Raw genomic sequence first — 26,049 nt, forward strand, 5'->3', positions numbered from 1 at the left:
GTGCAACAAACCGGCGTCATGCCACCTTGTTCTTGAGGTGACCGAACATGATGTTGCGGGCCTCGTCGTCCATCTCGGCCTTGAAGGTGTGCTTGTCCTTCAACGCATTGGCGCGGGCTGCCGCCGGCCGCGCCGAGATCTCGTCGAGCAGCCGCTTGACGTTCGGATACTTCGCGAAACCTTCCTCGCCGAGGATGAACGTCGCCATGCGGACCCAGCCCCAGAACGCCATGTCGACGATCGTGTAACTGTCGCCGATCATGTAGCGCGACTTCGCCAGATGATCGTCGAGGATCTTGTAGTGGCGATGCGCCTCGTACTGATAGCGGTTGTGGGCGTAGTCGAGATCCTTCGGCGCAAAGTGCTTGAAGTGCACGGCTTGGCCGGAATAGGGGCCGAGGCCGGTTGCGATGAACATCAGCCAAGACAGCGTCGCGGCGCGGTTGGCCGGCGTGTTGGCGGGCAGGAACTTGCCGTGCTCCTCGGCGAGGTAGAGCAGAATGGCGTTGCTGTCGAACACGAACACGCCGTCATCGTCGATCGCCGGCACCTTGCCGTTCGGATTGACCTTCAGGAAGTCGGGCGCGAACTGCTCGCCCTTGCGGGTGTCGACCGGGATCGCCTCGTAGGGCAGGCCGGACTCTTCGAGGAACAGCGCGACCTTCATCGGGTTCGGTGCGCCGTTGAAATAGAATTTGATCATGAATGGACTCCCTTGATGATGTGACCGGCGAGATCGGGACGCGCCAGGACGGCTGCAGGCGGCCCTTCATGCGCAAACTTCGCCGCGCGGCGCAAGCGACGAGTTTGTGAATCAGGGCCGCGCGGCGCGCTGGTCAGCCGGAGCAGAAGAAGCCCGCGACGCCGGTGGCGATCAGTGCCAGTCCGGCAGCCTTCAGCACCGCCGCGGAACGGATCGCGGCATGCAGGCGGGATGCCTGCGTCGCGCGCTCGGAGCCGCGCGCATAGCCGTGCACGATGATCCCTTCGTTGAATTCGCCATGCGCCTCGAGCCCGAGCGTCAGTCCGACGCATACGAGCAGCACGCCGAAGATGATGAGGCCGAAAAAGCCGAGCAAGCCGATCAGCAGCATCGGAAACATGCCGAGCAGGAAGATCGGCAACAACGGCACGAGCAGCAATGTCGCGAAATGACGGCCGAGCGGTAGCCCGTGGCCTCCGCCGCCCCGGATGCTTAACGCGGTCGCATCAGGCCCCGGTCAGGCCAGGGACCGCCGCAAGCAAGGGCGCCGGCTGCCGCTCGCGTTGACGGCCAGACGTCAAGTTGCTCGGCCCGCAGCTCAGCCCGCGGCCATCCCGGAGCGGATCTCAGCGCGCAGTTCGTCGATCAGCTTGAGGCCGTTCTTGGTCTCGACATGCCAGAAGGTCCAGCCGTTGCAGGCTCCCGAGCCCTGTGCGACGGCGCCGATGCGGTGGATCGAGCCGACCTTGTCGCCGAGCATGATGGCACCGTCGGCGCGGACCAGCGCGCCGTGGCGCCTCTTGGCGTCGACCAGTTTTGCGCCGGGCAGGATCATGCCACGCTCGATCAGCTCGGAGAATGCGACGCGCGGGGCCTCGCGCGCCGTCATGAACGGCGCCAGCGTGGCTTCCGGCAGCGGCTCGATCGCGGCGATCCGCGCCTCGGCGGCGGCAGCGTAGGCCCTGTCGCGCTCGAAGCCGATATAGTTGCGGCCCAGCCGCTTGGCGACCGCGCCGGTGGTGCCGGTGCCGTTGAACGGATCGATCACGAGATCGCCGGGCTTCGACGACGACAGCAGCACGCGGGCAAGCAGCTGCTCGGGCTTCTGCGTCGGATGCACCTTCTTGCCGTCGGCGCCCTTGAGACGCTCTTCGCCGGTGCACAGCGGGATCAGCCAGTCGGAGCGTGCCTGCACGTCCTCATTGGCCGCCTTCAGCGCTTCGTAGTTGAAGGTGTAGCCCTTGGCCTTCTCGTCGCGCGCGGCCCAGATCATGGTCTCGTGCGCGTTGGTGAAGCGGCGGCCGCGGAAGTTCGGCATCGGGTTCGACTTGCGCCACACGATGTCGTTGAGCAGCCAGAACCCGAGGTCCTGCATGATGGCGCCGACGCGGAAGATGTTGTGATAGGAGCCGATCACCCACAGCGTCGCCGACGGCTTCATCACGCGGCGGCAGGCGAGCAGCCAGGCGCGGGTGAAATCGTCATAGGCGGCGAACGAGGAGAACTTGTCCCACGCGTCGTCGACCGCATCGACATGCGACTCGTCGGGGCGCTTCAGTTCGCCCTTGAGCTGCAGATTGTAGGGAGGATCGGCGAAGACCAGGTCGACCGAGGCGGCCGGCAGCTTCGACAGCTCGGCCACGCAATCGCCAACGACGATCCGGACCGACGGGGCACTCTCAAATTTAGTGCGGGGCGCCTTTGCAGACGCCCCGCGACGCGACACTACCATGACTCAAGAACTCTGACTCAGGCGACGCTGTCGGCGACGCGGGACTAAACAACCGACTGGCCACACATTGACCGGGCAAAGTAAAAATCGACTTAATTGGAAATGTTCGCGTCAAAGATTGCGGCCCCAATGTTGGCGCGTGCGCATGTGCGTTCGCAACCTGCTTGCTGCGTCAATGCGATGCGACGAAAACTTCGAGGATCACGAATCCGTCGCGATTCTCCCCGAGGATTCGGCCGAGGATTTGCGCGGCGGCAGGGCCGGTTGCGCGGTGCGGACTTGCGCATTCGCGTACTAGGCAATTTTTGCCGGGCAGGTTATTGATTAACACACTGGAAATTTTACGTCCGTGTGTGCCGCGTTGGGTCACCGACTGGAATGAAGGGAAACCGCCATGCGCTATGATGACTTCCGCCGCAGCGACGACATCGAGGACCGTCGCGACGAAGGCGGAATGGGCGGAGGCGGCGGCGGATTCGGCATCCCGATGGGCGGCGGTGGCGGGCTCGGCATCGGCACCATCATTGTGCTCGGCCTGCTCGGCTATGCCTTCGGCATCGATCCGCGCATCCTGATCGGCGGGGCCGAGATTTTGACCGGCGGCGGCCAGGCGCCGACCTACCAGACCGACCGGCAGTCGTCGGGCGGCCAGGTCAAGCGCGGCGCGCCCACCGACGAGATGGGCAGCATGATCTCAGGTATCCTCGGTGAGATCGACGATCGCTGGAGCGAGATCTTCCAGGCCTCCGGCCAGAACTACACCGGTCCGAAGATCGTGCTGTTCCGCAACGCCACCAATGGCGGCCGCTGCGGCATGGCACAGTCGGCGATGGGGCCGTTCTACTGCCCGCCGGACAAGACCATCTATCTCGACACCGGCTTCTTCCGCGAAGTCGAGACCCGCTTCCGCGGCTGCTCCGGCAACGCCTGCAAGTTCACCGCGGCCTATATCATCGCGCATGAGGCCGGCCACCACATCCAGAACCTGCTCGGCATCATCCCGCGCGTGACGCGGCTGCAGCAGCAGGCCGGCAGCAAGGCGGAGGCCAACGCGCTGCAGGTCCGCGTCGAGTTGCAGGCCGACTGCCTGTCCGGCGTCTGGGTCAACCGCGAGGAGAAGAAGCGGCCCGGCTTCCTCGAGGCCGGCGACATCGACGCCGCGCTGACCACCGCGAACGCGATCGGCGACGACACGCTGCAACGCCAGGCGACGGGCAGGGTGGTCCCCGACTCCTTCACTCACGGCTCCGCTGCGCAGCGCAAGGAATGGTTCATGCGAGGCTATCAACAGGGCACGGTGCAGTCGTGCAATACGTTTGGCAGCGGCGGGTAGCCGCTGTTGGTGGAGGTGGAGCCGCGAACGCAGTTCACCTCTTCCGCTTGCGGGGGAGGTCGCTTCGCATCGAAAGATACGAAGCGGGTGGGGGCTCTCTCCACAGAATGACTCGTGGTGACATCCCCACCCCAACCCTCCCCCGCAAGTGGGAGAGGGAGCGAGAGAGCAAACATGGCCATCGACGAAACCAAAACCTTCATCCCGCTCAACATCGCGGTGCTGACGATCTCCGACACCCGCAGCCTCGCGGACGACAAGTCCGGCACTACGCTCGCCGACCGTCTCACCGCGGCCGGGCACAAGCTCGCGGCGCGCGAGATCGTCACCGACGATGTCGAGGCGATCCGCGCGGTGATCCGGCGCTGGATCGCCGATGACGGCGTCGATGCCGTCATCACCACCGGCGGCACCGGCTTCACCGGCCGCGACGTCACGCCGGAGGCGGTCGAGCCGCTGTTCGAGAAGCGGATGGACGGCTTTTCGATTGCCTTCCACATGCTGAGCCACGCCAAGATCGGCGCGTCGACGATCCAGAGCCGCGCCACCGCCGGCGTCGCCGGCGCGACCTTCATCTTCTGCCTGCCGGGCTCGCCCGGCGCCTGTCGCGACGGCTGGGACGGCATCCTGGCCGCACAGCTCGACTACCGCACGCGCCCCTGTAATTTCGTCGAGATCATGCCGCGGCTGGACGAGCATCTGCGCCGCCCGAAAGCCAAGGGCGCCAGCGCGTAGCCATTCTTCCGTCCGTAGCCCGGATGCAGCGCAGCGTAATCCGGGGCAGTCTCTCCCGCGGCACCGTCCCGGATTGCGCTGCGCTGCATCCGGGCTACGGACTCTTTGCGCAGGAGCCGATCACCTGCCGCCGACCAATCTCAGCACTGCGCGCCACAACGCCCGCACCGCATTCCGATACGCCTCGGCACGCAGCGCGTGGGCCCGGCGCGCATGGAAGGTGATGAGCTCCGCCGTCACGCGCCGCGCGGCTTCGCGGCGCTGCGGCTTCACAGTTTGAGCTCCCAGGTCTCGCCGACCAGATCGACACCAAAACTGTGGTGCTTCTCTTCCTTTACGCGCTGGAAGCCGGCGCGGGCGTAGATGCCGCGTGCTGCCACGAGAATACTCTGGGTCCACAGCGTCATCTTCGTGTAGCCGTTGTCGCGCGCGGTTCGGATGCACTGTTCGACCAGCGCGCGGCCGACGCCGAGCCCGCGCGCCTTCTCCTCCACCATCAAGAGGCGCAGTTTTGCAACGCCGTCGCCGCCGTTGACGAGGAAGACCGAGCCGACCGGCTCGCCCTCGATCTCGGCGATCCAGCAATGCTCGCGCGCCGGATCGAACGATCTGATGAATTGCGCGCAGATCTCGGCGACCAGAGCCTCGTAGCTGATGTCCCAGCCATACTCCTCCGCATAGGCGCGGCCTTGCCGCGACACCACCCAACCCATGTCGCCGACACGATGGCTGCGCAGCAGGAAGCCGGCCGGCTTCTTCGCTTCCGGCTCCAGCGACCGTTCGATCGTGCCCATCGCCTGGACGACGGCCGCGCGCTTGGCGTCGTCGAGGCCGCCGAGCATCGCCGCGACCTCGTCGTGGGAGGCGCGATCGAGCTTCGCGAATGCCTGCCGTCCCTTGGCGGTGAGGTTGAGCCGGATCTGCCGGCGGTCGCTCGGCAGCGGCTTGCGCGCGACCAGCCCGTCGTCGTCGAATTTCTGCACGATGCGGCTGAGATAGCCGGCGTCGAGGCCGAGCTCGATCCCGATATCCCGCGCCGCCGCATCCTCGCGATGGGCGAGTTCGTACAGCACCCGCGCCTCGCTCAGCGAGAACGGGGAGTGCAGCAGGTGCTGGTCCAGCACGCCGAGCTTGCGGGTGTAGAAACGGTTGAAGCCGCGCACGGCGGCGACCTGGTCCATGATGTCGGTCATGACGCTCCTCAATACTTGCCATTGTCAAATAATCATTTGACTTTGGCAAGTATTGTTTAGGCGACCATGATCCGGCTGCGCAACATGGTGCGGGAGGAGCGGCCGAGCTGGCGCAGCAGCCGCGCCTCGGAGCGGCGGGCGTCGGGCCGATAGCCGCCGAGCCGCTCGTAATGATCGCGCGCGATCAGGAGGCCCTGTTCGGCGGAGGGACCGGCGATCATCCGGCTGACGAATTTCAGGCCGTCGCGCAGGCCCGGGTCGGCGTAGGGCGAACGGGCATAGCGGAAGATGCCGGCGCGGTCCTTGCCGCTGGCCGCCACCATCTGGATGAACTGGGTCGTCTCGTCGATCCAGCCGGGATCGAGGACGGCGCCCGGATGCAGGAACATCAGCCAGGGCGAGCGGGCCTGCCGGGCGCCCTCGGCGAGCGCCGCGGCGCGCGTGCCCTCGAACCGGAGGAAGCGGCAGCCGGCGACGTCGGCGACCCGCTCCATCACGTCGGTCCCGGTGCGATCGACCAGCAGCACCTCGCGGATGATTCCCGCAGCCGCGCCCGGCACCAGCGCGGCGAGGGTCGCGACTGCGGTGCGCTCGACGCCGTCGGTCGGGATGATCACGCTCAGCATGGCGGCTTCGATGGCTCAAACAGTTCGAAAAACGCCGCTGTGTTATCACCTTGTCATATTGAGCGCAGCATTCTCGCCTGCAGATTTTTGCGCCACGGGGCCTGTGGAATTTCTACGCTCATGTTCTTGATTTGTTCTCAGGCTGTGTTAGCTTCACGGCATGAGCAGAGCATCCTCTCATGCCCTCAGGCACCCGCCGGCAACGGCGCCCTCCGATAACCCGGCGGGTGCGCCTTCCCCTTTTCCCGAGATCGCGGTTGCGATCGAGCGCGAGCGGCGGCGCGGCCGCGGTGCGCAGTCCAACGCCTCGGGCCGCTATGAGGCCGAGGCGCGGGTCGCCTTCGACGACGGCTGGCAAAGCCTCGACGACCTGCCGCCCTTCCAGACCAGCGTGTCGCTCGACACCTCGCGCAAGGTGATCACCCGCAACGACTCGCCCGACATCGGCTTCGACCGTTCGATCAACCCGTATCGCGGCTGCGAGCATGGCTGCATCTACTGCTTCGCGCGGCCGACCCATGCCTATCTCGGCCTGTCGCCGGGGCTTGACTTCGAGTCAAAGCTGTTCGCCAAGCCCGACGCGCCCGACCTGCTCGAGAAGGAGCTCGCCGCCCCCGGCTACGAGGCGCGGATGATCGCGATCGGAACCAACACCGATCCCTATCAGCCGATCGAGCGCGAGCGGAAGATCATGCGCGGCATCCTCGAGGTGCTGGAGCGCGCCGCTCATCCGGTCGGCATTGTCACCAAGTCGGCGCTGGTGACGCGCGACATCGACATCCTGGCGCGGATGGCCAAGCGCAACCTGGCAAAAGTCGCGCTCTCGGTGACGACGCTCGATCCGAAGCTGGCGCGGACGATGGAGCCGCGCGCGTCCACCCCGCCGAAGCGGCTGGAGGCGATCAAGCGGCTCGCGGACGCCGGCATCCCGACCACTGTGATGGTCGCGCCCGTGATCCCGGCGCTGAACGATTCCGAGATCGAGCGCATCCTCGATGCCGCCGCGCATGCCGGCGCCAAGGAGGCGAGCTACGTGCTGCTGCGGCTGCCGCTCGAGGTCCGCGATCTCTTCCGCGAATGGCTGATGGCGAACTATCCGGACCGCTACCGCCACGTCTTCACCTTGATCCGCGACATGCGCGGCGGCCGCGACTACGATTCGCAATGGGGCACGCGGATGAAGGGCACCGGCCCGATGGCCTGGATGATCGGCCGTCGATTCGAAATCGCCTGCGAGAAGCTCGGGCTGAACAAGCGCCGCACCAAGCTGACCACCGACCATTTCGCCAAGCCGAAGCGCAACGGCCAGCAGTTGAGTTTGTTCTAAGGCAGGACCGGTAGCCCGGATGAGCGAAGCGCATCCGGGAAGGTCTCTCCGCGGTGAGGTCGGTCCCGGATATCGTTTCGCTCATCCGGGCTACGAAACTGCAAGGCGAGGAGGTCGCCTTCTTCGACACCGGCGGCACCGTGCTCGGCCTGTTCCCTTGGCATCTGCTCGCCGCCGACGCTGCGCTGCCCGATCAGCCGCGGCCGGCCGCGTTCCATGGTGTCGCGCTGGCGTGGAACTGCAACGAAGATGCGGAAGTCGATACCGTCATGGCATTCGCGCTCTCCAAGGGCGCAAAGCTGCTGAAGCCCGCACAGCCGACCAGTTACGGCGGCTATTGCGGCTATTTCGCCGATCCCGACGGCCATGCCTGGGAAGTGGTGCGCGCCCCGGGCTTTACAATCGGCGCCGACCGGCGGGCGTCGCTGCCGGATTAGCAGAAGCTGCTCTCGCGCCCCGCACTCTTCTGTCCGCCGAACCTCTTCCCGCAAAGAGCGGGGAGAGGTGAAGGAGAGCGAGCTGCGCTGAATAACGGGGAAGGACGCCGGGTTCCTGGTTGCGCCGTGGACCTTGCTCGATCACGATCGGCGCATGATTCGGGACAAATCCAAAGACGCGACCAAGAGCGCAGCCAAGACCCCGGCGAAGAAGCCGGCCATATCGGCCAAGCCGGAGAAGCGCGTCATCGTGCGGCCGAGCTTCCGGCGCGAGCGGGCGCTGATCAAGCGCGGCATCTGGCCGATCGCGGGCTGCGACGAGGCCGGGCGCGGTCCGCTCGCAGGTCCCGTGGTCGCCGCCGCCGTGGTGCTGGATCCTAATCGGATTCCAAAAGGCCTCGACGATTCGAAGCGCCTGACCGCCGAGCGCCGCGAGGAGCTGTTCGAGGAGATCTGCGCCACATCAGCCTATTCGGTCGTGGTGGCGTCGCGGGCGCGGATCGATCGCGACAACATCCTGCGCGCTTCGCTGTGGGCATTGGCCCGCGCGGTGCATGCGCTGCCGGAGATGCCGAAACACGTCTTCGTCGACGGCCGCGACAAGCTCGCCACGCCGTGCGACTGCGAGGCCGTGATCGGCGGCGACGGCCTCGTCGCCTCGATCGCAGCCGCCTCGATCATCGCCAAAGTGACGCGCGACCGCCTGATGAGCGCGCTGGCGCTGGATTGCCCGGGCTACGGTTTCGAGCAGCACAAGGGCTACGCCGTGCCGGAACATCTCGAGGCGCTTGACCGGCTCGGCCCCAGCGCCCATCACCGCAGCTTCTTCGCGCCCGTCGTCGCGGCGCGCTTGAAGCATTTCCCGGAACCGGCAACGCCCGACCTGTTCACGATCGATCCGGAAAGCGAAGCCGTCGCGTTCGCAGCGGCGTAGGTTCGCGGCGCTCTCACCCGCCCACAACCGTCACGCTCGGCTCGACCGGGCGGATCTAGTATCCGAGAGACAGCAGCGCTGGAGCCGCGCCGCCGCGGCGGATGCCCGCCTTCGCGGGACATGACACCCGACTTGGGTTTGCAGCACCGGCCCATCGTACGCCGGTTGCCTCCACCGCAGCCGCCGTCTATCAAACGCTCGGGACAAGACGACGCCGCTGACACGGCTGGCTGGGGCATTTCAGGCGTTTCATGCGGTTTACCTCCCTGGTTGTCGAACTGATCCGCGCCCGACCGCGCCTCGTAGTGTGGGTCGTGGTGCTGGCGCAGGCCGCGATCTGGCTGCTGCTGCCGCTGATCTTCTACGGCAGCCCGCCCGGCGATCTCGCCACAGTGCTGGCGTTCGGCCGCGAATATCAGGTCGGCACCGAGCTGGGGCCGCCGCTGGCGTTCTGGCTCGCCGACATCGCTTACCGCGCCGCCGGCAACCATATCTTCGGCGTCTATCTGCTCGCGCAGGTCTGCGAGATCGTCACCTTCATCGCCTTCTACCGGCTGGCGCGCGCCGTCGTCGGCGGGCCGCAGGGCGTGCTGGCGGTGCTGCTGACGATGACGGTGGTGGTGTTCTCCTCGCCAAGCGTCGAGTTTGGCCCGCTGATCCTGGCGCGGCCATTGTGGGCGCTGCTGCTGCTGCACTCCTGGCAACTGATCGGGCAGAACCGGCGCAGCGCCTGGTTCGCCTGGTCGATCGATTGCGGCCTGCTGCTGCTGACGACGCCGGCCGCGATCGGCATGATCCTGCTGGTGGTCGCCTTTGCGCTCGCGACCGAACGCGGACGGCGCACGCTGCACGCGATCGATCCGCTCTACGCGCTGCTCGTCATCATCGTGCTGGCGCTGCCCTATCTGATCTGGCTGATCCGCGCCGACGCGATCGCGTTGCCGGCGCTGCCTGCGTTGGCCGATCTCGCTGCCCGCGCCAGGCGGTGGGGCGTCGTGCTTGGCGGCCTGATCGTGGCGACCGCAGCGATCGTGCTGCTGGTGATCCTCAATTCGCGCTGGTTCGCCCGCAGCGGCGACGATTCGCCGGTCATCTACCGACCGGCGGTCGGGCCGCTGGCGCAGCGATTCGTCTATTTCTTCGCCTTCGCGCCGGCCATCGCGGGAAGCTTCATCGCCGGCCTGTTCAATCTCGGTCAGGTGTTCGGCGGCGCCGGCGTTGCGCTCCTGATGTCGGGGCTCGCGGTCGTGGTCGCGACCGGCGACCTGATTCATCTGCGGCGGCAGCGGCTGCTGCGTTCGGTGTGGGCGGGCGCCGTCGCAGCACCTGCCGCGGTCGCGGTGGCCGCGGCGCTGTTCCTGCCCTGGACCAGCACCACGGAACTGCAGACCTCGCTGCCTTCGGCCGCGATCGGGCGCTTCTTCGACGACAGCTATGAGCGCCGCACCAATCAGCGCCTGCGCGCGGTCGCCGGCGATCCTGAAATCGCCAGCCTGATCGCGATGGCGGCGCGCCGTCCGCATCTGCTGCTCGATGCCACGCCGCAGCGGACGCCGTGGCTGTCGATCGCGAAGTTCAACGAGACCGGCGGCGTTGTGGTCTGGCGCGCGCAGGACACCGCCGGCACGCCGCCGCCCGAGCTCGCGCAGCGTTTTCCCGGCCTCGTGCCGGAAGTGCCGCGCGCGTTCGACCGCCTGGTCAACGGCCGGCTGCCGGTGCTGCGGATCGGCTGGGCCATCGTGCGGCCGAAGGGGTAGTGCAGTTCCGTAGCCCGGATGGAGCGCAAAGCGAAATCCGGGGTCAGCATCCGCGACAAGATTCCCGGATTGCGCTGCGCTTCATCCGGGCTACGGCTTCACGCGCTCACCTGTACCAGCGCCTTCGCGATGGCGCGCAGGTCGAGCCACGACATCTTCTTGTACGACGGCGAGCGCAGCAGATAGGCCGGATGGAACGTGGCGATGGCGCGGATGCTGCGCGTGCCGGTGTCGTAGTCGAGCCATTTGCCGCGCGTGCGCATGATGCCTTCGCGGGTGCCGAGCAGGGCCTGCGTCGAGGGATTGCCGAGCGTCACCAGCACGTCGGGATTCACCAGCTCGATCTGGCGCTGGATGAAAGGCAGACAGATCTGCGTCTCCTGCGGCGTCGGCGTGCGGTTGCCGGGCGGCCGCCACGGGATCACGTTGGCGATATAGGCCTTGCTGCGGTCGAGCCCGATCGCCGCGATCATGCGGTCGAGCAGTTTTCCGGAGCGGCCGACGAACGGCAGGCCCTCGATGTCCTCGTCGCGGCCCGGCGCTTCGCCGACGAACATTACGCGCGCCTGCGGATTGCCGTCGGCGAACACCAGCTTGGTCGCGGTGTGGCGCAGCGCGCAGCCATCGAACGTCTCCATCAGCGCGCGCAGCGCCTCCAGCGTCGGCGCGGTGCGTGCCGCCTCGCGGGCGGAGGCGATCGCCGCATCCGGCGCGGCGACGATTTCGCTGCGCGGAACGGCCGGCATCGCCGGCGGCGGCCGCAGCGGGTTGAGCGCGGCAACCGGCCGCGGCGCGGCGGGCGCGGGAACCGGGTCGACCCCCTCCAGGCGGTTGATCGGCTCGTCGGCGAGCGCGCAATCGACCCCGGCCTCGAGGTAAAAAGCCAGCAATTGCTGCAATGTAGGGGCGGGTTCGGGCATCACGACCATGATATTGCGCAATCTAGAGCATGAACGGGAAAAATGCAGGCCGGTTTTCGCAAAGGATCAGGGCCGCAGGGCGGCTTCGGTCCCGTGCATGCCTCTGGAAGCGCAATTCCGTGGTTGTCCTGCCGTCAAAAATCGGAAACAACGGCCCTGAAAAGCTTAGAAGCGTTCTCGATGGGCTGAGACCAGATCATGAGCGAAGAACTTCCTCCCCGCGAATCCATGGAATTCGACGTCGTCATCGTCGGCGCCGGCCCCTCGGGCCTGTCGGCCGCGATCCGGCTCAAGCAGATCAATCCGGAACTGTCGATCGTCGTGGTGGAGAAAGGCTCCGAGGTCGGCGCGCATATCCTCTCCGGTGCGGTGATCGATCCGATCTCGCTCGACAAGCTGATTCCGGACTGGCGCGAGGATGCTGACTGCCCCCTGAAGACCCAGGTCAAGGACGACCACTTCTACTGGATGTTCGGCGACAACCGGATCCGCCTGCCGAATTTCGCGATGCCGAAGCTGATGGACAATCATCACTGCTATATCGGCTCGCTCGGCAATGTCTGCCGCTGGCTGGCGCCAAAGGCGGAAGCGCTCGGCGTCGAGATCTATCCGGGCTTCGCCGCCGCCGAAGTGCTCTATGACGACAAGGGCGCGGTGCGTGGCATCGCCACCGGCGACATGGGCATCGCCAAGGACGGCAGCCACAAGGATTCCTACACCCGCGGCATGGAGCTGCTCGGCAAGTACACGCTGTTCGCCGAGGGCGCGCGCGGCTCGCTGTCCAAGCAGCTGATCGCGAAGTACCAGCTCGACGCCAAGAGCGAGCCGCCGAAATTCGGCATCGGCTTGAAGGAAGTCTGGCAGATCGATCCGGCCAAGCACAAGAAGGGCCTGATCCAGCACTCGTTCGGCTGGCCGCTGAACAATTCCACCGGCGGCGGCTCGTTCCTCTATCACTACGACGACAACCGCGTCGCGGTCGGCTTCGTCGTGCATCTGAACTATGACAATCCGTATCTGTCGCCGTTCGACGAATTCCAGCGCTTCAAGACCCATCCCTCGGTCCGCGATGTGTTCGAGGGCGGCAAACGGCTCGCCTATGGTGCGCGGGCCATCACCGAAGGCGGCTACCAGTCGGTGCCGCGGCTGACCTTCCCGGGCGGCGCGCTGGTGGGCTGCGCGGCCGGCTTCGTCAACGTGCCGCGCATCAAGGGCGTGCACAACGCGATGGGCACCGGCATGCTCGCCGCCGAGCATGTCGCCGCCGCGCTGGCCGAAGGCCGCGCCAATGACGAGGTGACTTCCTACGAGAACGCCTGGCGCGATTCCGCCGTCGGCAAGGACCTGTTCACGATCCGCAACGTCAAGCCGCTGTGGTCGAAGTTCGGCACCTTGCTCGGCGTTCCCCTCGGCGCGCTCGACATGTGGACCAATTCGCTGTTCGGCTTCTCGCTGTTCGGCACGCTGCCGCACACCAAACCCGACCGCAAGACGCTGGATGCCGCCAAGCAGCACCAGCCGATCGTCTATCCGAAGCCGGACGGCAAGATCTCGTTCGACAAGCTGTCGTCGGTATTCCTGTCCAACACCAACCATGAGGAGGACCAACCGGTCCATCTCAAGGTCGCCGACATGAACTTGCAGAAGACCTCCGAGCACGACGTATTCGCCGGGCCTTCCAACCGCTACTGCCCGGCTGGTGTCTATGAATGGGTCGAGGAAAGCTCGGGCCCGCGCTTCCAGATCAACGCCCAGAACTGCGTCCACTGCAAAACCTGCGACGTGAAGGACCCCAACGGCAACATCACCTGGGTGCCGCCGGAAGGCGGCGGCGGCCCGAACTACGAGGCGATGTAGGCGCACATTTGCGTGAGGACGCTGCGGCTTCTGTCACAAACTCCGCGTCGCCTCTCCCCTTGTTGAGGGGAGAGGTGGAACTGAGCGCGCGGCAACCCCTTGTGTTTCCTCGCGCGAACTCTGTTTCCCAACGCGATCGTGCGCAGGCCGGCCACGATACCGCCACAGTAGCGGCGTCTTGCGGTGGGGCTGGCTGGATCGGCGGGCCTAAAGGCCTCATCTGCCAAATGATTCATCGTGCCTATCCTTGCGGTTGCGCGCCAAAAGCGGCATTGTCGCTGGCCGACGCCGCCGCTTGGGTTCGCAGTTTCGAGACTGAGATCGTGGCCGTAAATCCGTCGTGGCCGTAAATCCCTGGAGCAAGGCGACCGTGATGCTGTTCTCCCGTTTCAACCGCCTGACCATTGCCGTCGTTGCTGCTGCCGCGCTCGTCGCCCCAGCGCAACTCGCGGCCCAAACGCCCGACCATCCCTCCGACAACGCCGCGCAATTCCCGACCAAGAACGACCTGAAGTCGCTGACCACGGCCGGCAGCTATCTGGCGGCCCGCCATGCCAGCGTCGAGCGCGATGCGACTTCGGCCGCGGCGTTCTACCGTTCGGCGCTGCGCACCGATCCGAAGAATTCCGAGCTGCTCGACCGCGCCTTCATCTCCTCGCTCGCCGACGGCGACATCGAGGAGGCGGTGAAGCTCGCCGACCGCATCCTGACCCAGGACAAGGCCAACCGTGTGGCGCGCCTCGTCGTCGGTGTGCGCGATCTCAAGCTGAAGAAATACGCCGCCGCGCAGACCAACATCAACCAGTCGATCCGCGGTCCGATCACCGACCTCGTGGCGACTCTGCTGTCGTCCTGGGCAGCCTATGGCGCCGGCGACTCCAAGGCAGCGATCGCCTCGATCGACAAGCTGGCCGGACCGGACTGGTATCCGATCTTCAAGGACCTGCACGCCGCGATGATCCTCGAGCTGTCCGGCAAGGACAAGGAGGCCGGCGCCCGCCTCGAGCGCACCTACAAGCTCGACGACACGGCACTGCGCACGGTCGACGAATATGCGCGCTGGACCTCGCGCAACAAGGACGCTGCCGCCGCCACCGCGCTCTACGAGGCCTTCGACAAGAAGCTGCCGCGTCACCCGCTGGTGCTGGAAGGCATCAAGGAGACCAAGGCCGGCAAGAAGCTGCCGCCGCTGGTCGAGACGCCGCAGGCCGGCGCCGCCGAGGCTCTCTACGGCATCGGCGCGACGCTGACCCGGCGCGGCGGCGAGGACCTCGCGCTGGTCTATCTGCAGCTCGCGCTCTATCTGCAGCCCAACCACCCGATGGCGCTGTTGTCGCTCGCCGACCTCTATGAATCGGTGAAGAAGCCGCAGATGGCGATCAAGATCTACGAGCGGATGCCGGCATCCTCGCCGTTGAAGCGCAACGCGCAGATCCAGCTCGCGACCAATCTCGACGCCGCCGACCGCAGCGAGGAGGCGATCAAGATCCTCAAGGACGTCACCACGGAGTTCCCCAAGGACATCGAGGCCATCCTTGCGCTCGGCAACATCGAGCGCGGCCGCAAGAAGTTCGCCGATTGCGCCACCACCTATTCGCAGGCGATCGACGCGCTGCCGCCTGGGGGGGACAAGAACGCCTGGGTCACCTACTACTATCGCGGCATCTGCGAGGAGCGCTCCAAGCAGTGGAACAAGGCCGAGGCCGACATGCGCAAGGCGCTCGAGCTGCAGCCCGAGCAGCCGCATGTGCTGAACTATCTCGGCTATTCCTGGATCGACCAGGGTATCAACCTCGACGAAGGCATGAAGATGATCAAGCGTGCCGTCGAGCAGCGCCCCGACGACGGCTACATCGTCGACTCGCTTGGTTGGGCTTACTACCGCATCGGCAATTTCGAGGAGGCGGTGAAGAACCTCGAGCGCGCCATCGACCTGAAACCGGAAGATCCGACCATCAACGACCATCTCGGCGACGCCTATTGGCGCGTCGGCCGCACCCTGGAAGCCAAATTCCAGTGGGCTCATGCGCGCGACCTCAAGCCGGAGCCGGACGAATTGCCGAAGATCCAAGCCAAGATCGACAACGGCCTGCCCGACGACGCCTCGCCGGCGGCCGCCGCCGCCGACAAGAAGAAGGACGACGACGGCAAGGGCGGTTAGTCGGGATTGGGCGCAGGCTCGGTGAGTCTGGATGAGATGGTCATGCCCGGCTAGCTCCGGGCATCGACGTTTTTCTCACTGTCATGGCCGGGCTCGACCCCGCCATCCATCCTTCGCGAACGCTCTTCATTTGGATGCCCGGGTCAAGCCCGGGCATGACGAGGAGTGCCGGAATATCCGACCAAACAAAGGGATATGATCGTGAGGCGATTTCCTGTAATCGCATCACGATGTTTGTTTTGAGGGGTTTCCCGCCGTGCCGGCGCTAGTTGAAGTGGGACGTGCCAAGGTCAACCTGACGTTGAAGGTGGTCGGCCGGCGCACCGACGGGTTTCACGATCTGGAGAGCGTCGTCGCGTTCGCAGACTGCGCCGATCGCGTCACGCTGGAGCCGGGCCCGGAGCTGGCGCTGACGATGGCGGGCCCGCTGGCCGATGCCTGCGGCGACACCTCGGATAATCTGGTGCTGAAGGCCGCGCGGCTGCTCGGCGAGCGCGTCGCCAACCTCGAGGTCGGCCATTTCACGCTGGAGAAGGTGCTGCCGGTGGCCGCCGGCATCGGCGGCGGCTCGGCGGATGCCGCGGCCGCGCTGCGCCTCTTGGCGCGGCTCAACGAATTGTCGCTCGACGACTCCAGGATCATGGAGGTCGCGCTGCAGACCGGTGCCGATGTGCCGGTGTGCGTCGCCTCGCGCGCCTGCGACATGACTGGCGTCGGCGACGGCCTCTTGCCGCTCGATCTGCCGGCAATGCCCTGCGTGCTGGTCAATCCGCGCGTGCCGGTCGCGACCAAGGACGTCTTCAACGCGCTCGGCCTGCGCCACGGCGAGCTTCTGATCGGTGCCACTGATGTCGCGATGCAGGCGCCGTCCTGGCCCGCTTCCGGCTGTGCGATCGACGAATGGATCGCCGCGCTCGCGAGCGGCACCAACGATCTCGAGGCGCCCGCCGCGCGCGTCGAGCCGGTCATCAGCGACGTGCTGTCGGCGTTGCGCGAGACCCGCGGCGCCCGTCTCGTCCGCATGTCCGGCTCCGGCGCCACCTGCTTTGCGATCTTCGCCACCGACGCCGATGCAGCCGCCGCCGGCGACAAGCTCCGCGCTGCCCAGCCCGGCTGGTGGGTGCACGCGGGCACGCTGAGCTGAAATAGCAAGCCCGTCCTCCACCGCAACGCCGGGCAGCCTTGCGGGCCGCTTGCTTGGCAAGCCGAATCCACTTTGCCATAACGGGATGAACAACACCGTTGCGCGTGCGGGCCGTTCTGGAATCCGCCGGCAGCCAAACAAGCCGGGAGGATGAAATGGCCAATATCCGTGTTCTCGCCACCGATCTGGAATTTCCCGAAGGTCCGGTCGTCATGCCGGATGGTTCGGTGGTGCTGGTGGAAATCCGCGGCCAGCGGCTGACCCGGGTGTATCCCGACGGGCGCAAGGAAATCGTCGCCAAGGTGCCGGGCGGGCCGAACGGCGCCGCGCTGGGTCCCGACGGCAAGATCTATATCTGCAACAACGGCGGCTTCTCCTGGATCCCGACCCGCAACATGATCATGCCGGGGCCGCAGCCGGAGGATTATCTCGGCGGCTCGATCCAGCGCGTCGACCTGCAGTCCGGCAAGGTCGAGACCGTCGTGACCAAGTGCGGCGAGCACGATCTGCGCGGCCCGAACGACCTCGTGTTCGACAGGCAAGGCGGCCTGTGGTTCTCCGATCTCGGCAAGCGCCGCGCCCGCGACATGGATGTCGGCGCGTTCTACTATCTGAAGCCCGGCATGGCCGAGATCGTCGAAGCCGTGCACGGCATCCTGCCGGCCAACGGCATCGGCCTGTCGCCGGACGAGAAGACCGTCTACATCGCGGAGACGCCGACTGCGCGGCTGTGGGCCTATGAGGTCTCCGAGCCCGGCACCATCAAGCCGCGTGACATCATCTATCGCGGCGAGCGCGGCAAGCCGATCGCGGGCCTCGGCGGCTATCAGATGTTCGATTCGCTCGCGGTGGAAGCGAACGGCAACGTCTGCGTCGCGACGCTGGTCTCGGGCTGCATCTCGGTGATCGCGCCGGACGGCACGCTGGTCGAGCAGGTGCCGACCGGCGACCGCGTCACCACCAACATCGCCTTCGGCGGCCCCGAGTTGAAGACGGCCTACATCACGCTGTCGGGCAAGGGCGAGCTGATTGCGATGGACTGGCCGCGGGGCGGATTGCCTCTGAATTTTTTGAACAAGTGATCTAACAACGTCATTGCGAGCGAAGCGAAGCAATCCATGCCACCACATACGCGGAAGGAATGGATTGCTTCGCTTCGCTCGCAATGACGGAAAGGACCCAGAATGCCCTGGCTTGAACCGGTCACCCTGCGCGGCGCGCATGCGCGGCTCGAACCGCTATCGCACGATCACCTTGCCGGGCTCACCGAGGCGGTGAAGGACGGCGAGCTCTCGAACCTCTGGTACACCGCGATCCCGACGCCGGAGAACATGAGCAGGGAGATCGACCGCCGGCTCGGCCTGCAAAAAGCCGGCTCGATGCTGCCGTTCACGGTGTTCGACGCCGACGGCAGGATCGCGGGCATGTCGACCTACATGAATGTCGACACGCCGAACCGCCGCGTCGAGATCGGCTCGACCTGGTACGCCAAGCGTGTGCAGCGCAGCGCGGTCAACACGCAGTGCAAACTGCTGCTGCTGACCCACGCGTTCGAGAAGCTCGACTGCATCGCGGTCGAGTTCCGCACCCATTTCTTCAATCACCAGAGCCGGCGCGGCATCGAGCGTCTCGGCGCCAAGCAGGACGGCATCCTGCGCAGCCACCAGATCGCGCCCAACGGCACGTTGCGCGACACCGTGGTTTACAGCATCATCGCCAGCGAATGGCCGACGGTGAAGGCGCATCTGAATTATCAACTCAACGATAAGCCGCGGTGACGTCGCGTCGGCGCAAGAAACGGGACGATGGAAAGCTTCGACTATGTGATCATCGGCGCGGGCTCCGCCGGGAGCGTGCTGACCAATCGGCTGAGCGAAGACGCGGGCACGCGGGTCTGCGTGCTGGAGGCGGGGCCGAGCGACTGGCATCCCTACATCCATCTGCCGGCCGGCTTCATCAAGACATTCCATATGAAGAGCGTGAACTGGGCCTATCAGCAGGAGGTCGGTCCCTACACCGGCGGGCGCAGCATCTATGCGCCGCGCGGCAAGACGCTCGGCGGCTCGTCCTCGATCAACGGCCACATCTACAACCGCGGCCAGCGCCAGGATTTCGACACCTGGGCGCAGCTCGGCAATCGCGGCTGGGGCTATCCCGACGTGCTGCCGTATTTCCGGCGGATGGAGCGGCGCATTGGTGAGGGCGACGACACCTATCGCGGCCGCGACGGCAATCTTACCGTCACCACGATGGACTGGAAGGATCCGCTCTGCGAGGCCTTCATGGAGGGCGCGGTCTCGCTCGGCATTCCGCGCAACCCCGATTACAACGGCCAGATCCAGGAGGGCGTGTCGTACTGCCAGCGCACCATCCTGAACGGCCGCCGGGTCAGCGCCGCGACCGCGTTCCTGCATCCGGCGCGGCGGCGGCCCAATGTCGACGTGCGCACCCATGCGCATGTCACCGGCATCATCTTCGAGGGCAAGCGCGCGGTCGGCGTGCGCTATAACCGCGGCGGAAGATATGGCGATCCGCTGGAGATCCGCGCCAACAAGGAGGTCATCCTCTCCGGCGGCGCCTACAACTCGCCGCAGCTCTTGCAGCTCTCCGGCGTCGGCTCGCCCGAGCTGTTGCAGTCGCACGGCATCGAGGTGGTGCATGCGCTGGCCGGTGTCGGCGAAGGCCTGCAGGACCACTACGCGCCGCGCTCGGTGGCGCGGGTCAAGAACATCAAGACCATCAACGAGCTGCGCCGCGGCTTCAGCCTGTGGGGCGAGGCGCTGAAATGGGCGACGACGCGGCGCGGCCTGCTGTCGCTGTCGCCGACCATGGTGTACTGCTTCTGGCATTCCGGCGAGACCACCGAGAGCTCCGATCTGCAGCTCACCTTCACGCCGGCGAGCTACAAGGAAGGCGTGCAGGGCCAGCTCGAGGACGAGCCCGGCATGACCGTTGCCTCCTGGCAGCAGCGGCCGGAGAGCCGCGGCTATGTCCGCATCCGCTCCGCCGATCCGTTCGCGCCGCCGATCATCCAGACCAACTATCTTGCCGAAGAGATCGACCGCCGCGTCGTCGTCGCCGGCATGAAGCTGGCGCGGCGGCTGCTCGCCTCCGAGCCGCTCAAGCCGTATTACGCGTATGAGGATTTCCCCGGCCCGAAGGTGCAGAGCGACGAGGAGCTGCTCGCCGCCGCGACCGAGCGCGGCACCACCACCTTCCATCCCGGCTGCACCTGCCGGATGGGCCCCGCGGACGCGCCGTGGGCCGTGGTCGATGACCAGCTCCGGGTCCACGGCATGGAGGGCCTGCGCGTGATCGACGCCTCGATCATGCCGCGCATGATCTCCGCCAACCTTAACGCCTCGACCTTGATGATCGCCGACAAGGCCTCCGACATCATCCGCGGCAAGACGCCCGAAGCCGCGGCGAAGCTGCCGGAATATGCGTGAGGCGTTTCTTACCTCGCCCCGCTTGCGGGGAGAGGTCGAAATTCGCGGACGCGAATTTCGGGTGAGGGGGACTCTCCGCGAGTTCGGTGCGTGGAGAGTCCCTCTCATCCCGACCTTGTCCCGGCGAGCGGGGAGAAGGGGAAGTCAAGCAGCTACCCGTAGACGAACGCCTTGTCCTTGAGGTCGATCAGCGGGAATTCGTCCTTTTCGGCCCAGTAGTCCTGGTTGTGCTGCCACTCCGGCTTGTCGCCGCGTTTCGGCAGCAGGTGCATGCCGCGCATCATGTAGCCGGGATTGAAGTTCTCCGGATCGATCCACGGCAGCAGCGGCATGTTGTGGTCTTCCGGCCGCAGCGCCGGGGTCACCTTGCTGGCGCCGGTCGCCTTCATGTGCTTGAGCAGGCGGCAGACGAAGTCGGCGACGAGGTCGACGCGCAGCGTCCAGCTGGCGCGGAAATAGCCGAACACCCAGACGAGGTTCGGCACGCCGGTGAACATCATGCCGCGATAGGTCACGGTGTCCTTGAAGTCGAACGGCTTGCCGTCGATCGCAAAGTCGATGCCGCCATTGGCGGAGAGGTGGAAGCCGGTCGCGGTGATGATGATGTCGGCCTCCAGCTGCTTGCCGGACTTGAGCAGGATGCCGGTCTCGGTGAAGCGCTCGATCTCGTCGGTGACGACAGAGGCCTTGCCGCCCTTGATGGCGTGGAACAGGTCGGCATCCGGAACGAAGGCGATGCGCTGCCGCCACGGCCGGTAGCTCGGCGTGAAATGGGTGGCGATGTCGTAGTCCTTGCCGAGCACGGCCTCGACCGCCGCCAGCAGGTCCTTCTTGGCGCCCTCCGGCTCGGCAAAGGTGCGCTTGGTAAAGGCGTCCTGCTCGAACAGGATTTTTCTGCGGACGATCTCGTGGATCCAGGCCTCGTCGACCTGCAGCTTGCGCAGCTCCTCGGCGATCTCGATGGCGTTGCGGCCGGTGCGAAAATAGGTCGGCGAGCGCTGCAGCATGATGACATGGCCGGCATCCTTGGCCATCGCCGGGATCAAGGTCGCAGCGGTGGCGCCGGAGCCGATCACGATCACCCGCTTGCCGCTGTAGTCGAGATCGTCGGGCCAGGTCTGCGGATGCACGATCGTGCCCTTGAACTTCGCCATGTCGGTCCATTCCGGCGTGTAGCCGGCATCGTGGCGGTAATAGCCCTGGCACATCCAGAAGAAGTTCGCGGTGAAGCGCAGGTGCTCGCCGGTATCGATGCGGGTGGCGTCGATGGTCCAGAGATTGGTCTCGTTCGACCAATTCGCCGCGGTGATGGTGTGGCGGTAGCGGATGTGCGGGGCGAGGCCGTTCTCCTCGATCACCTCGCCCATGTATTTCAGGATCTCGGCCGCGCTCGCGATCGGGGCGCTGGTCCACGGCTTGAAGCGGTAGCCGAAGGTGTGCAGGTCGCTGTCGGAGCGGATGCCGGGATAGCGGTGCGTCGACCAGGTGCCGCCGAACGTCTTCTGCGTTTCGAGCGCGACGAAGGTCGTGCCCGGGCATTGCGTCTTGAGATGATAGGCGGCGCCGACGCCGGAGATGCCGGCACCGGCGATCAGGACGTCGAAATGCTCTGTCGTGACGGGCTCGGCGGCCCGGATCTGGGTCTGGACGTTCATCTTCCCTGGTCTTCTTGTTGGTTGGTCTTCGGAAAACAAAACGCCGGAGCGATGGCCCCGGCGTCCGGCTGTCTCGGAACTAGACTTCGCGGCGGCTGAGGAATGCCAGCCGCTCGAACAGGTGCACGTCCTGTTCGTTCTTCAGCAGCGCGCCATGCAGCGGCGGGATCAGCTTGCGCGGATCGCGCTCGCGCAGCATCTCCGGCGTGATGTCCTCGTTCAGCAGCAGCTTGAGCCAGTCCAGCAGCTCCGAGGTCGAGGGCTTCTTCTTCAGGCCCGGCACCTCGCGGACGTCGAAGAAGATGCGCAGCGCTTCTTCCACCAGCCGCTTCTTGATGCCGGGGAAGTGCACGTCGACGATCCGGCTCATCGTATCGGCGTCGGGGAACTTGATGTAGTGGAAGAAGCAGCGGCGCAGGAAGGCGTCCGGCAGCTCCTTCTCGTTGTTCGAGGTGATCATCACGATCGGGCGCAGCTTCGCCTTGATGTTCTCGCCGGTCTCGTAGACGTAGAACTCCATGCGGTCGAGCTCGAGCAGCAGGTCGTTGGGGAATTCGATGTCGGCCTTGTCGATCTCGTCGATCAGCAGCACCGGGCGCTTCTCGGCGGTGAAGGCGTCCCACAGCTTGCCGCGCTTGATGTAGTTCTTGATGTCGGAGACGCGCGCATCGCCGAGCTGGCTGTCGCGCAGCCGCGACACCGCGTCGTATTCGTAGAGGCCCTGCTGCGCCTTGGTGGTCGATTTGATGTGCCAGGTGAGCAGCGGCGCATCGATCGCTTTCGCCACTTCCTCGGCCAGCACGGTCTTGCCGGTGCCGGGCTCGCCCTTCACCAGCAGCGGGCGCTCGAGCACGATGGCGGCATTGACGGCGACCTTGAGATCATCGGTGGCAACGTAATCCTTTGTACCCGTGAATTTCATCTATCTGCTTGCCTTGGTTCGTTCGTCGGCCGCGCGGCGCCCGACATGAAACGACCGCTCTCGCAGCGGTCGGAGGTCCTGTCCAATGTCTTGTCAGGTGTCATACTAGTCAGGTGTCATACTAGTCAGGTGTCATACTAGATGAAAAAGCAGGGCGGTCTAGGCCGGATTCCGCAGCGCAGCGGCGCCATGCGCATGGTATGTCAAGCGTACTGTTTCCGCCCTGCGGAATGACTGTCACCCGGCAGCGACGACGCAAGCACGCTGCGGTCGCGCCCTGCATGCCCTTGACGGCACCGGCAGGGCGGGCGATTTAAGTAATCATGTTCCTGCAGTTCTTCACATCGCTGCGCGACGCCCAGGTCCCGGTCACGCTCCGGGAATATCTGACGTTGATGGAAGCGCTCGACGCCGATATCGCCGACCAGTCGGTCGAGAATTTCTATTATCTGTCGCGCTCGGCGCTGGTGAAGGACGAGCGCAATCTCGACAAGTTCGATCGCGTGTTCGGCTCCGTGTTCAAGGGGCTGGAGAGCCTGCTCGACGCCATGGACAAGGCGGAGATCCCCGAGGAGTGGCTGAAGAAGCTCGCGGAGAAATATCTCACCGAGGAAGAAAAGAAGCAGATCGAGGCGATGGGCTGGGACAAGCTCATGGAGACCTTGAAGAAGCGCCTCGAGGAGCAGAAGGGCCGCCATCAGGGCGGCAGCAAGTGGATCGGAACCGCCGGCACCTCGCCGTTCGGCGCTCATGGCTACAACCCCGAAGGCGTCCGCATCGGCCAGGAGAAGAACCGCAACAACCGCGCCGTCAAGGTGTGGGACAAGCGCGAGTTCAAGGATCTTGACGGCAATGTCGAGCTCGGCATCCGCAACATCAAGGTCGCGCTGCGCCGCCTGCGCAAGTTCGCCCGCACCGGCGCGCCTGATGAGCTCGACCTCGACACCACGATCAAGGAGACCGCCAACCACGGCTATCTCGACGTGCACATGCGGCCCGAGCGGCGCAATGCGGTCAAGGTGCTGGTGTTCTTCGATGTCGGCGGCTCGATGGATTCGCATATCGAGCAGGTCGAGGAATTGTTCTCGGCCGCCAAGAGCGAATTCAAGCACATGGAATATTTCTACTTCCACAACTGCCTCTATGAAGGCGTCTGGAAGCAGAACAAGCGGCGCTTCACCGATCGCACGCCGACCTGGGACGTGCTGCATAAGTATCCGCACGACTACAAGGTGGTGTTCGTCGGCGACGCCTCGATGTCTCCTTACGAGATCATGGTGCCCGGCGGCTCGGTCGAGCACGTCAACGAAGAGGCCGGCTCGGTCTGGCTCGACCGCATCATCCGAACCTATCCTCACGCGGTGTGGCTCAACCCGGTGGCGCAGAAGCACTGGGACTATTCGGAATCCACCACCATCATCCGCCGTATCTTCTCCGAGCGCATGTATCCGATCACGATCGAGGGTCTGGAGAATGCGATGAAGGAACTGGTGCGGTAACCTCGTCGCTCCGGGGCGATGCGAAGCATCGAACCCGGAACCTCGATCTGATGAAATTCGATCGAGATTCCGGGTTCGCTTCGCGTCCCGGAATGACGTGGCAAAGAACGCAAGACAAAGGGAGAGCGCCATGCCCCAGACCATCCACCGCGGCATCAAGGCGATGATCGACGAGGCCAATGCCGAGATCGAGACCATCGTCGCAAAAGATGCGATCACGCTGATCGGCAAGGACGATGTCGTGATCGTCGACATCAGGGATCCCCGCGAGATCGAGCGCGACGGCAGGATTCCCGGCGCGTTCCCCTGCACCCGCGGCATGCTGGAGTTCTGGATCGATCCGAACAGCCCCTACGCCAAGCCGATCTTCCAGCAGGACAAGAAGTTCGTCTTCCACTGCGCCGGTGGCCTCCGCTCCGCGCTCGCTGCCAAGACCGCAAAGGACATGGGCCTGAAGCCGGTTGCCCATATGGGCGGCGGCTTCGCCGCCTGGCGCGATGCCGGCGGGCCGATCGAGGCATGGGAGCCGAAGAAGAAGGGCTAGATGTCACACGCGGGCTTGACCCGCGTGTCCATCGCTTCAAGGCAAGATGGATTGCCGGATCAAGTCCGGCAATGACGATGGAGAGACACGTAAGATGACCACTGCCGACGATCCGCTTGTTTCCACCGAGTGGCTGGCCGCGCATCTCGGTGATGCCAATGTCAAGGTGCTCGACGCGACCTTCAAGCTGCCGGGCGTGCTGCCGCTGCCGAAGGACGACTATCTCGCCGCGCATCTTCCCGGTGCGGTGTTCTTCGACGTCGACGCGGTGTCGGATCATTCCAACCCGCTGCCGCATATGTTTCCGAGCGCCGAACAATTCGGCCGCGACGTCGGCGGGCTTGGCGTCAGCAATGCCGATACGGTCGTGATCTACGATGCCGGCGGCTGGGTCGCCGCGCCGCGCGCGTGGTGGATGTTCCTGTCCTATGGCCACCGCGACGTGCGCATCCTCAATGGCGGGCTGAAGAAGTGGCGCGCCGAGGGCCGCAGCGTCGAGAGCGGCGAGGTGAAGCCGAAGCCCGCGACGTTCAAGGCGAGCTACGATGCGAAGCGCGTGCGCAGCATCGAGCAGCTGATCGCCAATGTCGAAAGCCGCAAGGAGCAGGTGATCGATGCGCGCGCCGCCGACCGCTTCGAGGGCCGCGCGCCGGAGCCGCGGCCGGGCATCCGCTCGGGCCACATCCCGGGCGCGCGCAACGTCCCCTACAATCTGCTGTTCGATGCCGCGACCGGCGCGATGAAGCCGCTCGACGAGCTGCGCACAGCGTTCACCAGCGCCGGCGTCAAGCTCGATGAGCCGATCGTGACGAGCTGCGGCTCCGGCGTCTCCGCCGGCGTGCTGACGCTGGCGCTGTACCGGCTCGGCATCACCGACACCGCGCTCTACGACGGCTCGTGGTCGGAGTGGGGGCAGGCGAGCGGCCCGCCGATCGCGACCGGCCCGGCCTGACCGGCCAGGGTGTGATGATCGGTTGGGCCTCTGGTTCGGTTCACCTCTCCCTTGGAAGAGGTCGATTTGCGCAGCAAATCGGGTGAGGGGTTACGGTCTATCGAGAGAGCAAGAGCCCTCAACCGGAGCTACGCGCCGACCCTCTTCCCCGGCGGGGAGCGGTGAACCG

The 26,049-nt window shown here is 65.7% G+C and carries 23 protein-coding genes; 15 read left to right on the plus strand and 8 right to left on the minus strand.

Features of this window, described 5'->3' with window-relative positions; genetic code table 11:
• Positions 1-16: 16 nt before the first annotated feature.
• The 3 genes from J6500_RS02615 to J6500_RS02625 form a co-directional block, all read right to left on the minus strand.
• A complete protein-coding gene (locus J6500_RS02615; protein ID WP_225711109.1) occupies positions 17-703 on the minus strand; it encodes a glutathione S-transferase family protein in 687 nt (228 codons plus the stop codon).
• 133 nt (positions 704-836) lie between these two features.
• Complete coding sequence (locus J6500_RS02620) at positions 837-1,133, minus strand: hypothetical protein (protein WP_225711110.1); 297 nt, start codon at positions 1,131-1,133, stop codon at positions 837-839.
• Positions 1,134-1,301: 168 nt separating this feature from the next.
• Positions 1,302-2,435 carry a site-specific DNA-methyltransferase gene (locus J6500_RS02625; RefSeq protein ID WP_225711111.1) on the minus strand — a complete coding sequence of 378 codons (1,134 nt, stop codon included), beginning with the start codon at positions 2,433-2,435 and terminating at the stop codon, positions 1,302-1,304.
• 394 nt (positions 2,436-2,829) lie between these two features.
• Between J6500_RS02625 and ypfJ the strand changes: the two genes are divergently transcribed.
• Positions 2,830-3,768, plus strand: a complete 939-nt coding sequence (gene ypfJ / locus J6500_RS02630; RefSeq protein ID WP_225711112.1) for a KPN_02809 family neutral zinc metallopeptidase — start codon at positions 2,830-2,832, stop codon at positions 3,766-3,768.
• Between the two features lie 174 nt (positions 3,769-3,942).
• Positions 3,943-4,503, plus strand: coding sequence for a molybdenum cofactor biosynthesis protein B (gene moaB, locus J6500_RS02635; RefSeq protein WP_225711113.1), 561 nt, complete (start codon positions 3,943-3,945; stop codon positions 4,501-4,503).
• Between the two features lie 269 nt (positions 4,504-4,772).
• Here moaB and J6500_RS02640 read toward each other — a convergent pair whose 3' ends face one another.
• Entirely contained in the window at positions 4,773-5,696 is a 924-nt protein-coding gene (locus J6500_RS02640) for a bifunctional helix-turn-helix transcriptional regulator/GNAT family N-acetyltransferase (protein ID WP_225711114.1), read from the minus strand.
• A gap of 56 nt (positions 5,697-5,752) precedes the next feature.
• Positions 5,753-6,322: a glycosyltransferase family protein gene (locus tag J6500_RS02645; RefSeq protein ID WP_225711115.1), complete on the minus strand. Its 570-nt coding sequence runs from the start codon at positions 6,320-6,322 to the stop codon at positions 5,753-5,755.
• A gap of 160 nt (positions 6,323-6,482) precedes the next feature.
• Here J6500_RS02645 and J6500_RS02650 point away from each other — a divergent pair, with 160 nt between their 5' ends.
• From J6500_RS02650 to J6500_RS02665, 4 genes are all read left to right on the plus strand, one after another.
• Positions 6,483-7,649: a PA0069 family radical SAM protein gene (locus J6500_RS02650; protein ID WP_225711116.1), complete on the plus strand. Its 1,167-nt coding sequence runs from the start codon at positions 6,483-6,485 to the stop codon at positions 7,647-7,649.
• Positions 7,650-7,702: 53 nt separating this feature from the next.
• Positions 7,703-8,086, plus strand: a complete 384-nt coding sequence (locus tag J6500_RS02655) for a VOC family protein (protein ID WP_225711117.1) — start codon at positions 7,703-7,705, stop codon at positions 8,084-8,086.
• 154 nt (positions 8,087-8,240) lie between these two features.
• On the plus strand, positions 8,241-9,020 hold the full coding sequence (rnhB, locus tag J6500_RS02660; protein WP_225711118.1) for a ribonuclease HII: 780 nt from the start codon (positions 8,241-8,243) through the stop codon (positions 9,018-9,020).
• Positions 9,021-9,271: 251 nt separating this feature from the next.
• Positions 9,272-10,777: a glycosyltransferase family 39 protein gene (locus tag J6500_RS02665; RefSeq protein WP_225711119.1), complete on the plus strand. Its 1,506-nt coding sequence runs from the start codon at positions 9,272-9,274 to the stop codon at positions 10,775-10,777.
• A gap of 98 nt (positions 10,778-10,875) precedes the next feature.
• Here J6500_RS02665 and J6500_RS02670 read toward each other — a convergent pair whose 3' ends face one another.
• A complete protein-coding gene (locus J6500_RS02670) occupies positions 10,876-11,700 on the minus strand; it encodes a uracil-DNA glycosylase (protein WP_225711493.1) in 825 nt (274 codons plus the stop codon).
• Between the two features lie 192 nt (positions 11,701-11,892).
• Between J6500_RS02670 and J6500_RS02675 the strand changes: the two genes are divergently transcribed.
• The 6 genes from J6500_RS02675 to J6500_RS02700 all read left to right on the plus strand — a co-directional run bounded on the left by J6500_RS02675 (position 11,893) and on the right by J6500_RS02700 (position 20,308).
• Entirely contained in the window at positions 11,893-13,554 is a 1,662-nt protein-coding gene (locus J6500_RS02675; protein WP_225711494.1) for an electron transfer flavoprotein-ubiquinone oxidoreductase, read from the plus strand.
• A gap of 373 nt (positions 13,555-13,927) precedes the next feature.
• A complete protein-coding gene (locus J6500_RS02680; protein WP_225711495.1) occupies positions 13,928-15,715 on the plus strand; it encodes a tetratricopeptide repeat protein in 1,788 nt (595 codons plus the stop codon).
• Positions 15,716-15,971: 256 nt separating this feature from the next.
• Positions 15,972-16,859: a 4-(cytidine 5'-diphospho)-2-C-methyl-D-erythritol kinase gene (locus J6500_RS02685; protein WP_225711120.1), complete on the plus strand. Its 888-nt coding sequence runs from the start codon at positions 15,972-15,974 to the stop codon at positions 16,857-16,859.
• A gap of 155 nt (positions 16,860-17,014) precedes the next feature.
• Positions 17,015-17,941 carry an SMP-30/gluconolactonase/LRE family protein gene (locus J6500_RS02690; RefSeq protein ID WP_225711121.1) on the plus strand — a complete coding sequence of 309 codons (927 nt, stop codon included), beginning with the start codon at positions 17,015-17,017 and terminating at the stop codon, positions 17,939-17,941.
• Between the two features lie 102 nt (positions 17,942-18,043).
• Entirely contained in the window at positions 18,044-18,637 is a 594-nt protein-coding gene (locus J6500_RS02695) for a GNAT family N-acetyltransferase (protein ID WP_225711122.1), read from the plus strand.
• Positions 18,638-18,664: 27 nt separating this feature from the next.
• The gene (locus J6500_RS02700) at positions 18,665-20,308 is read left to right on the plus strand and encodes a GMC family oxidoreductase (protein WP_225711123.1); all 1,644 of its coding nucleotides are present in this window, start codon (positions 18,665-18,667) and stop codon (positions 20,306-20,308) included.
• 152 nt (positions 20,309-20,460) lie between these two features.
• Here the strand turns inward: J6500_RS02700 and J6500_RS02705 are convergent, their stop codons facing one another.
• Together J6500_RS02705 and J6500_RS02710 are read right to left on the minus strand one after the other, a co-directional pair.
• The gene (locus J6500_RS02705) at positions 20,461-21,963 is read right to left on the minus strand and encodes a flavin-containing monooxygenase (protein ID WP_225711124.1); all 1,503 of its coding nucleotides are present in this window, start codon (positions 21,961-21,963) and stop codon (positions 20,461-20,463) included.
• Between the two features lie 79 nt (positions 21,964-22,042).
• Positions 22,043-22,885: an AAA family ATPase gene (locus J6500_RS02710; RefSeq protein WP_225711125.1), complete on the minus strand. Its 843-nt coding sequence runs from the start codon at positions 22,883-22,885 to the stop codon at positions 22,043-22,045.
• Between the two features lie 323 nt (positions 22,886-23,208).
• On the opposite strand from J6500_RS02710, the gene J6500_RS02715 reads away from it, so the two are divergent.
• The 3 genes from J6500_RS02715 to sseA all read left to right on the plus strand — a co-directional run bounded on the left by J6500_RS02715 (position 23,209) and on the right by sseA (position 25,880).
• The gene (locus J6500_RS02715) at positions 23,209-24,384 is read left to right on the plus strand and encodes a vWA domain-containing protein (protein WP_225711126.1); all 1,176 of its coding nucleotides are present in this window, start codon (positions 23,209-23,211) and stop codon (positions 24,382-24,384) included.
• A 130-nt stretch (positions 24,385-24,514) separates the two neighbouring features.
• The gene (locus J6500_RS02720; protein WP_225711127.1) at positions 24,515-24,928 is read left to right on the plus strand and encodes a rhodanese-like domain-containing protein; all 414 of its coding nucleotides are present in this window, start codon (positions 24,515-24,517) and stop codon (positions 24,926-24,928) included.
• Between the two features lie 94 nt (positions 24,929-25,022).
• The gene (gene sseA, locus J6500_RS02725; RefSeq protein WP_225711128.1) at positions 25,023-25,880 is read left to right on the plus strand and encodes a 3-mercaptopyruvate sulfurtransferase; all 858 of its coding nucleotides are present in this window, start codon (positions 25,023-25,025) and stop codon (positions 25,878-25,880) included.
• Positions 25,881-26,049: the final 169 nt, after the last annotated feature.

Origin of the sequence: Bradyrhizobium semiaridum (assembly GCF_020329505.1) — a bacterium.
GTDB classification, from domain to species: domain Bacteria; phylum Pseudomonadota; class Alphaproteobacteria; order Rhizobiales; family Xanthobacteraceae; genus Bradyrhizobium; species Bradyrhizobium semiaridum.

Coding starts and splice junctions, on each gene's coding strand:
- J6500_RS02700 (WP_225711123.1), top strand. CDS start 18,665: ATGGAAAGCTTCGACTATGTGATCATCGGCGCGGGCTCCGCCGGGAGC.
- rnhB (WP_225711118.1), top strand. CDS start 8,241: ATGATTCGGGACAAATCCAAAGACGCGACCAAGAGCGCAGCCAAGACC.
- J6500_RS02720 (WP_225711127.1), top strand. CDS start 24,515: ATGCCCCAGACCATCCACCGCGGCATCAAGGCGATGATCGACGAGGCC.
- J6500_RS02695 (WP_225711122.1), top strand. CDS start 18,044: ATGCCCTGGCTTGAACCGGTCACCCTGCGCGGCGCGCATGCGCGGCTC.
- sseA (WP_225711128.1), top strand. CDS start 25,023: ATGACCACTGCCGACGATCCGCTTGTTTCCACCGAGTGGCTGGCCGCG.
- J6500_RS02710 (WP_225711125.1), bottom strand. CDS start 22,885: ATGAAATTCACGGGTACAAAGGATTACGTTGCCACCGATGATCTCAAG.
- J6500_RS02690 (WP_225711121.1), top strand. CDS start 17,015: ATGGCCAATATCCGTGTTCTCGCCACCGATCTGGAATTTCCCGAAGGT.
- J6500_RS02705 (WP_225711124.1), bottom strand. CDS start 21,963: ATGAACGTCCAGACCCAGATCCGGGCCGCCGAGCCCGTCACGACAGAG.
- J6500_RS02650 (WP_225711116.1), top strand. CDS start 6,483: ATGAGCAGAGCATCCTCTCATGCCCTCAGGCACCCGCCGGCAACGGCG.
- J6500_RS02715 (WP_225711126.1), top strand. CDS start 23,209: ATGTTCCTGCAGTTCTTCACATCGCTGCGCGACGCCCAGGTCCCGGTC.
- moaB (WP_225711113.1), top strand. CDS start 3,943: ATGGCCATCGACGAAACCAAAACCTTCATCCCGCTCAACATCGCGGTG.
- ypfJ (WP_225711112.1), top strand. CDS start 2,830: ATGCGCTATGATGACTTCCGCCGCAGCGACGACATCGAGGACCGTCGC.
- J6500_RS02680 (WP_225711495.1), top strand. CDS start 13,928: ATGCTGTTCTCCCGTTTCAACCGCCTGACCATTGCCGTCGTTGCTGCT.
- J6500_RS02645 (WP_225711115.1), bottom strand. CDS start 6,322: ATGCTGAGCGTGATCATCCCGACCGACGGCGTCGAGCGCACCGCAGTC.
- J6500_RS02615 (WP_225711109.1), bottom strand. CDS start 703: ATGATCAAATTCTATTTCAACGGCGCACCGAACCCGATGAAGGTCGCG.
- J6500_RS02640 (WP_225711114.1), bottom strand. CDS start 5,696: ATGACCGACATCATGGACCAGGTCGCCGCCGTGCGCGGCTTCAACCGT.
- J6500_RS02625 (WP_225711111.1), bottom strand. CDS start 2,435: ATGGTAGTGTCGCGTCGCGGGGCGTCTGCAAAGGCGCCCCGCACTAAA.
- J6500_RS02665 (WP_225711119.1), top strand. CDS start 9,272: ATGCGGTTTACCTCCCTGGTTGTCGAACTGATCCGCGCCCGACCGCGC.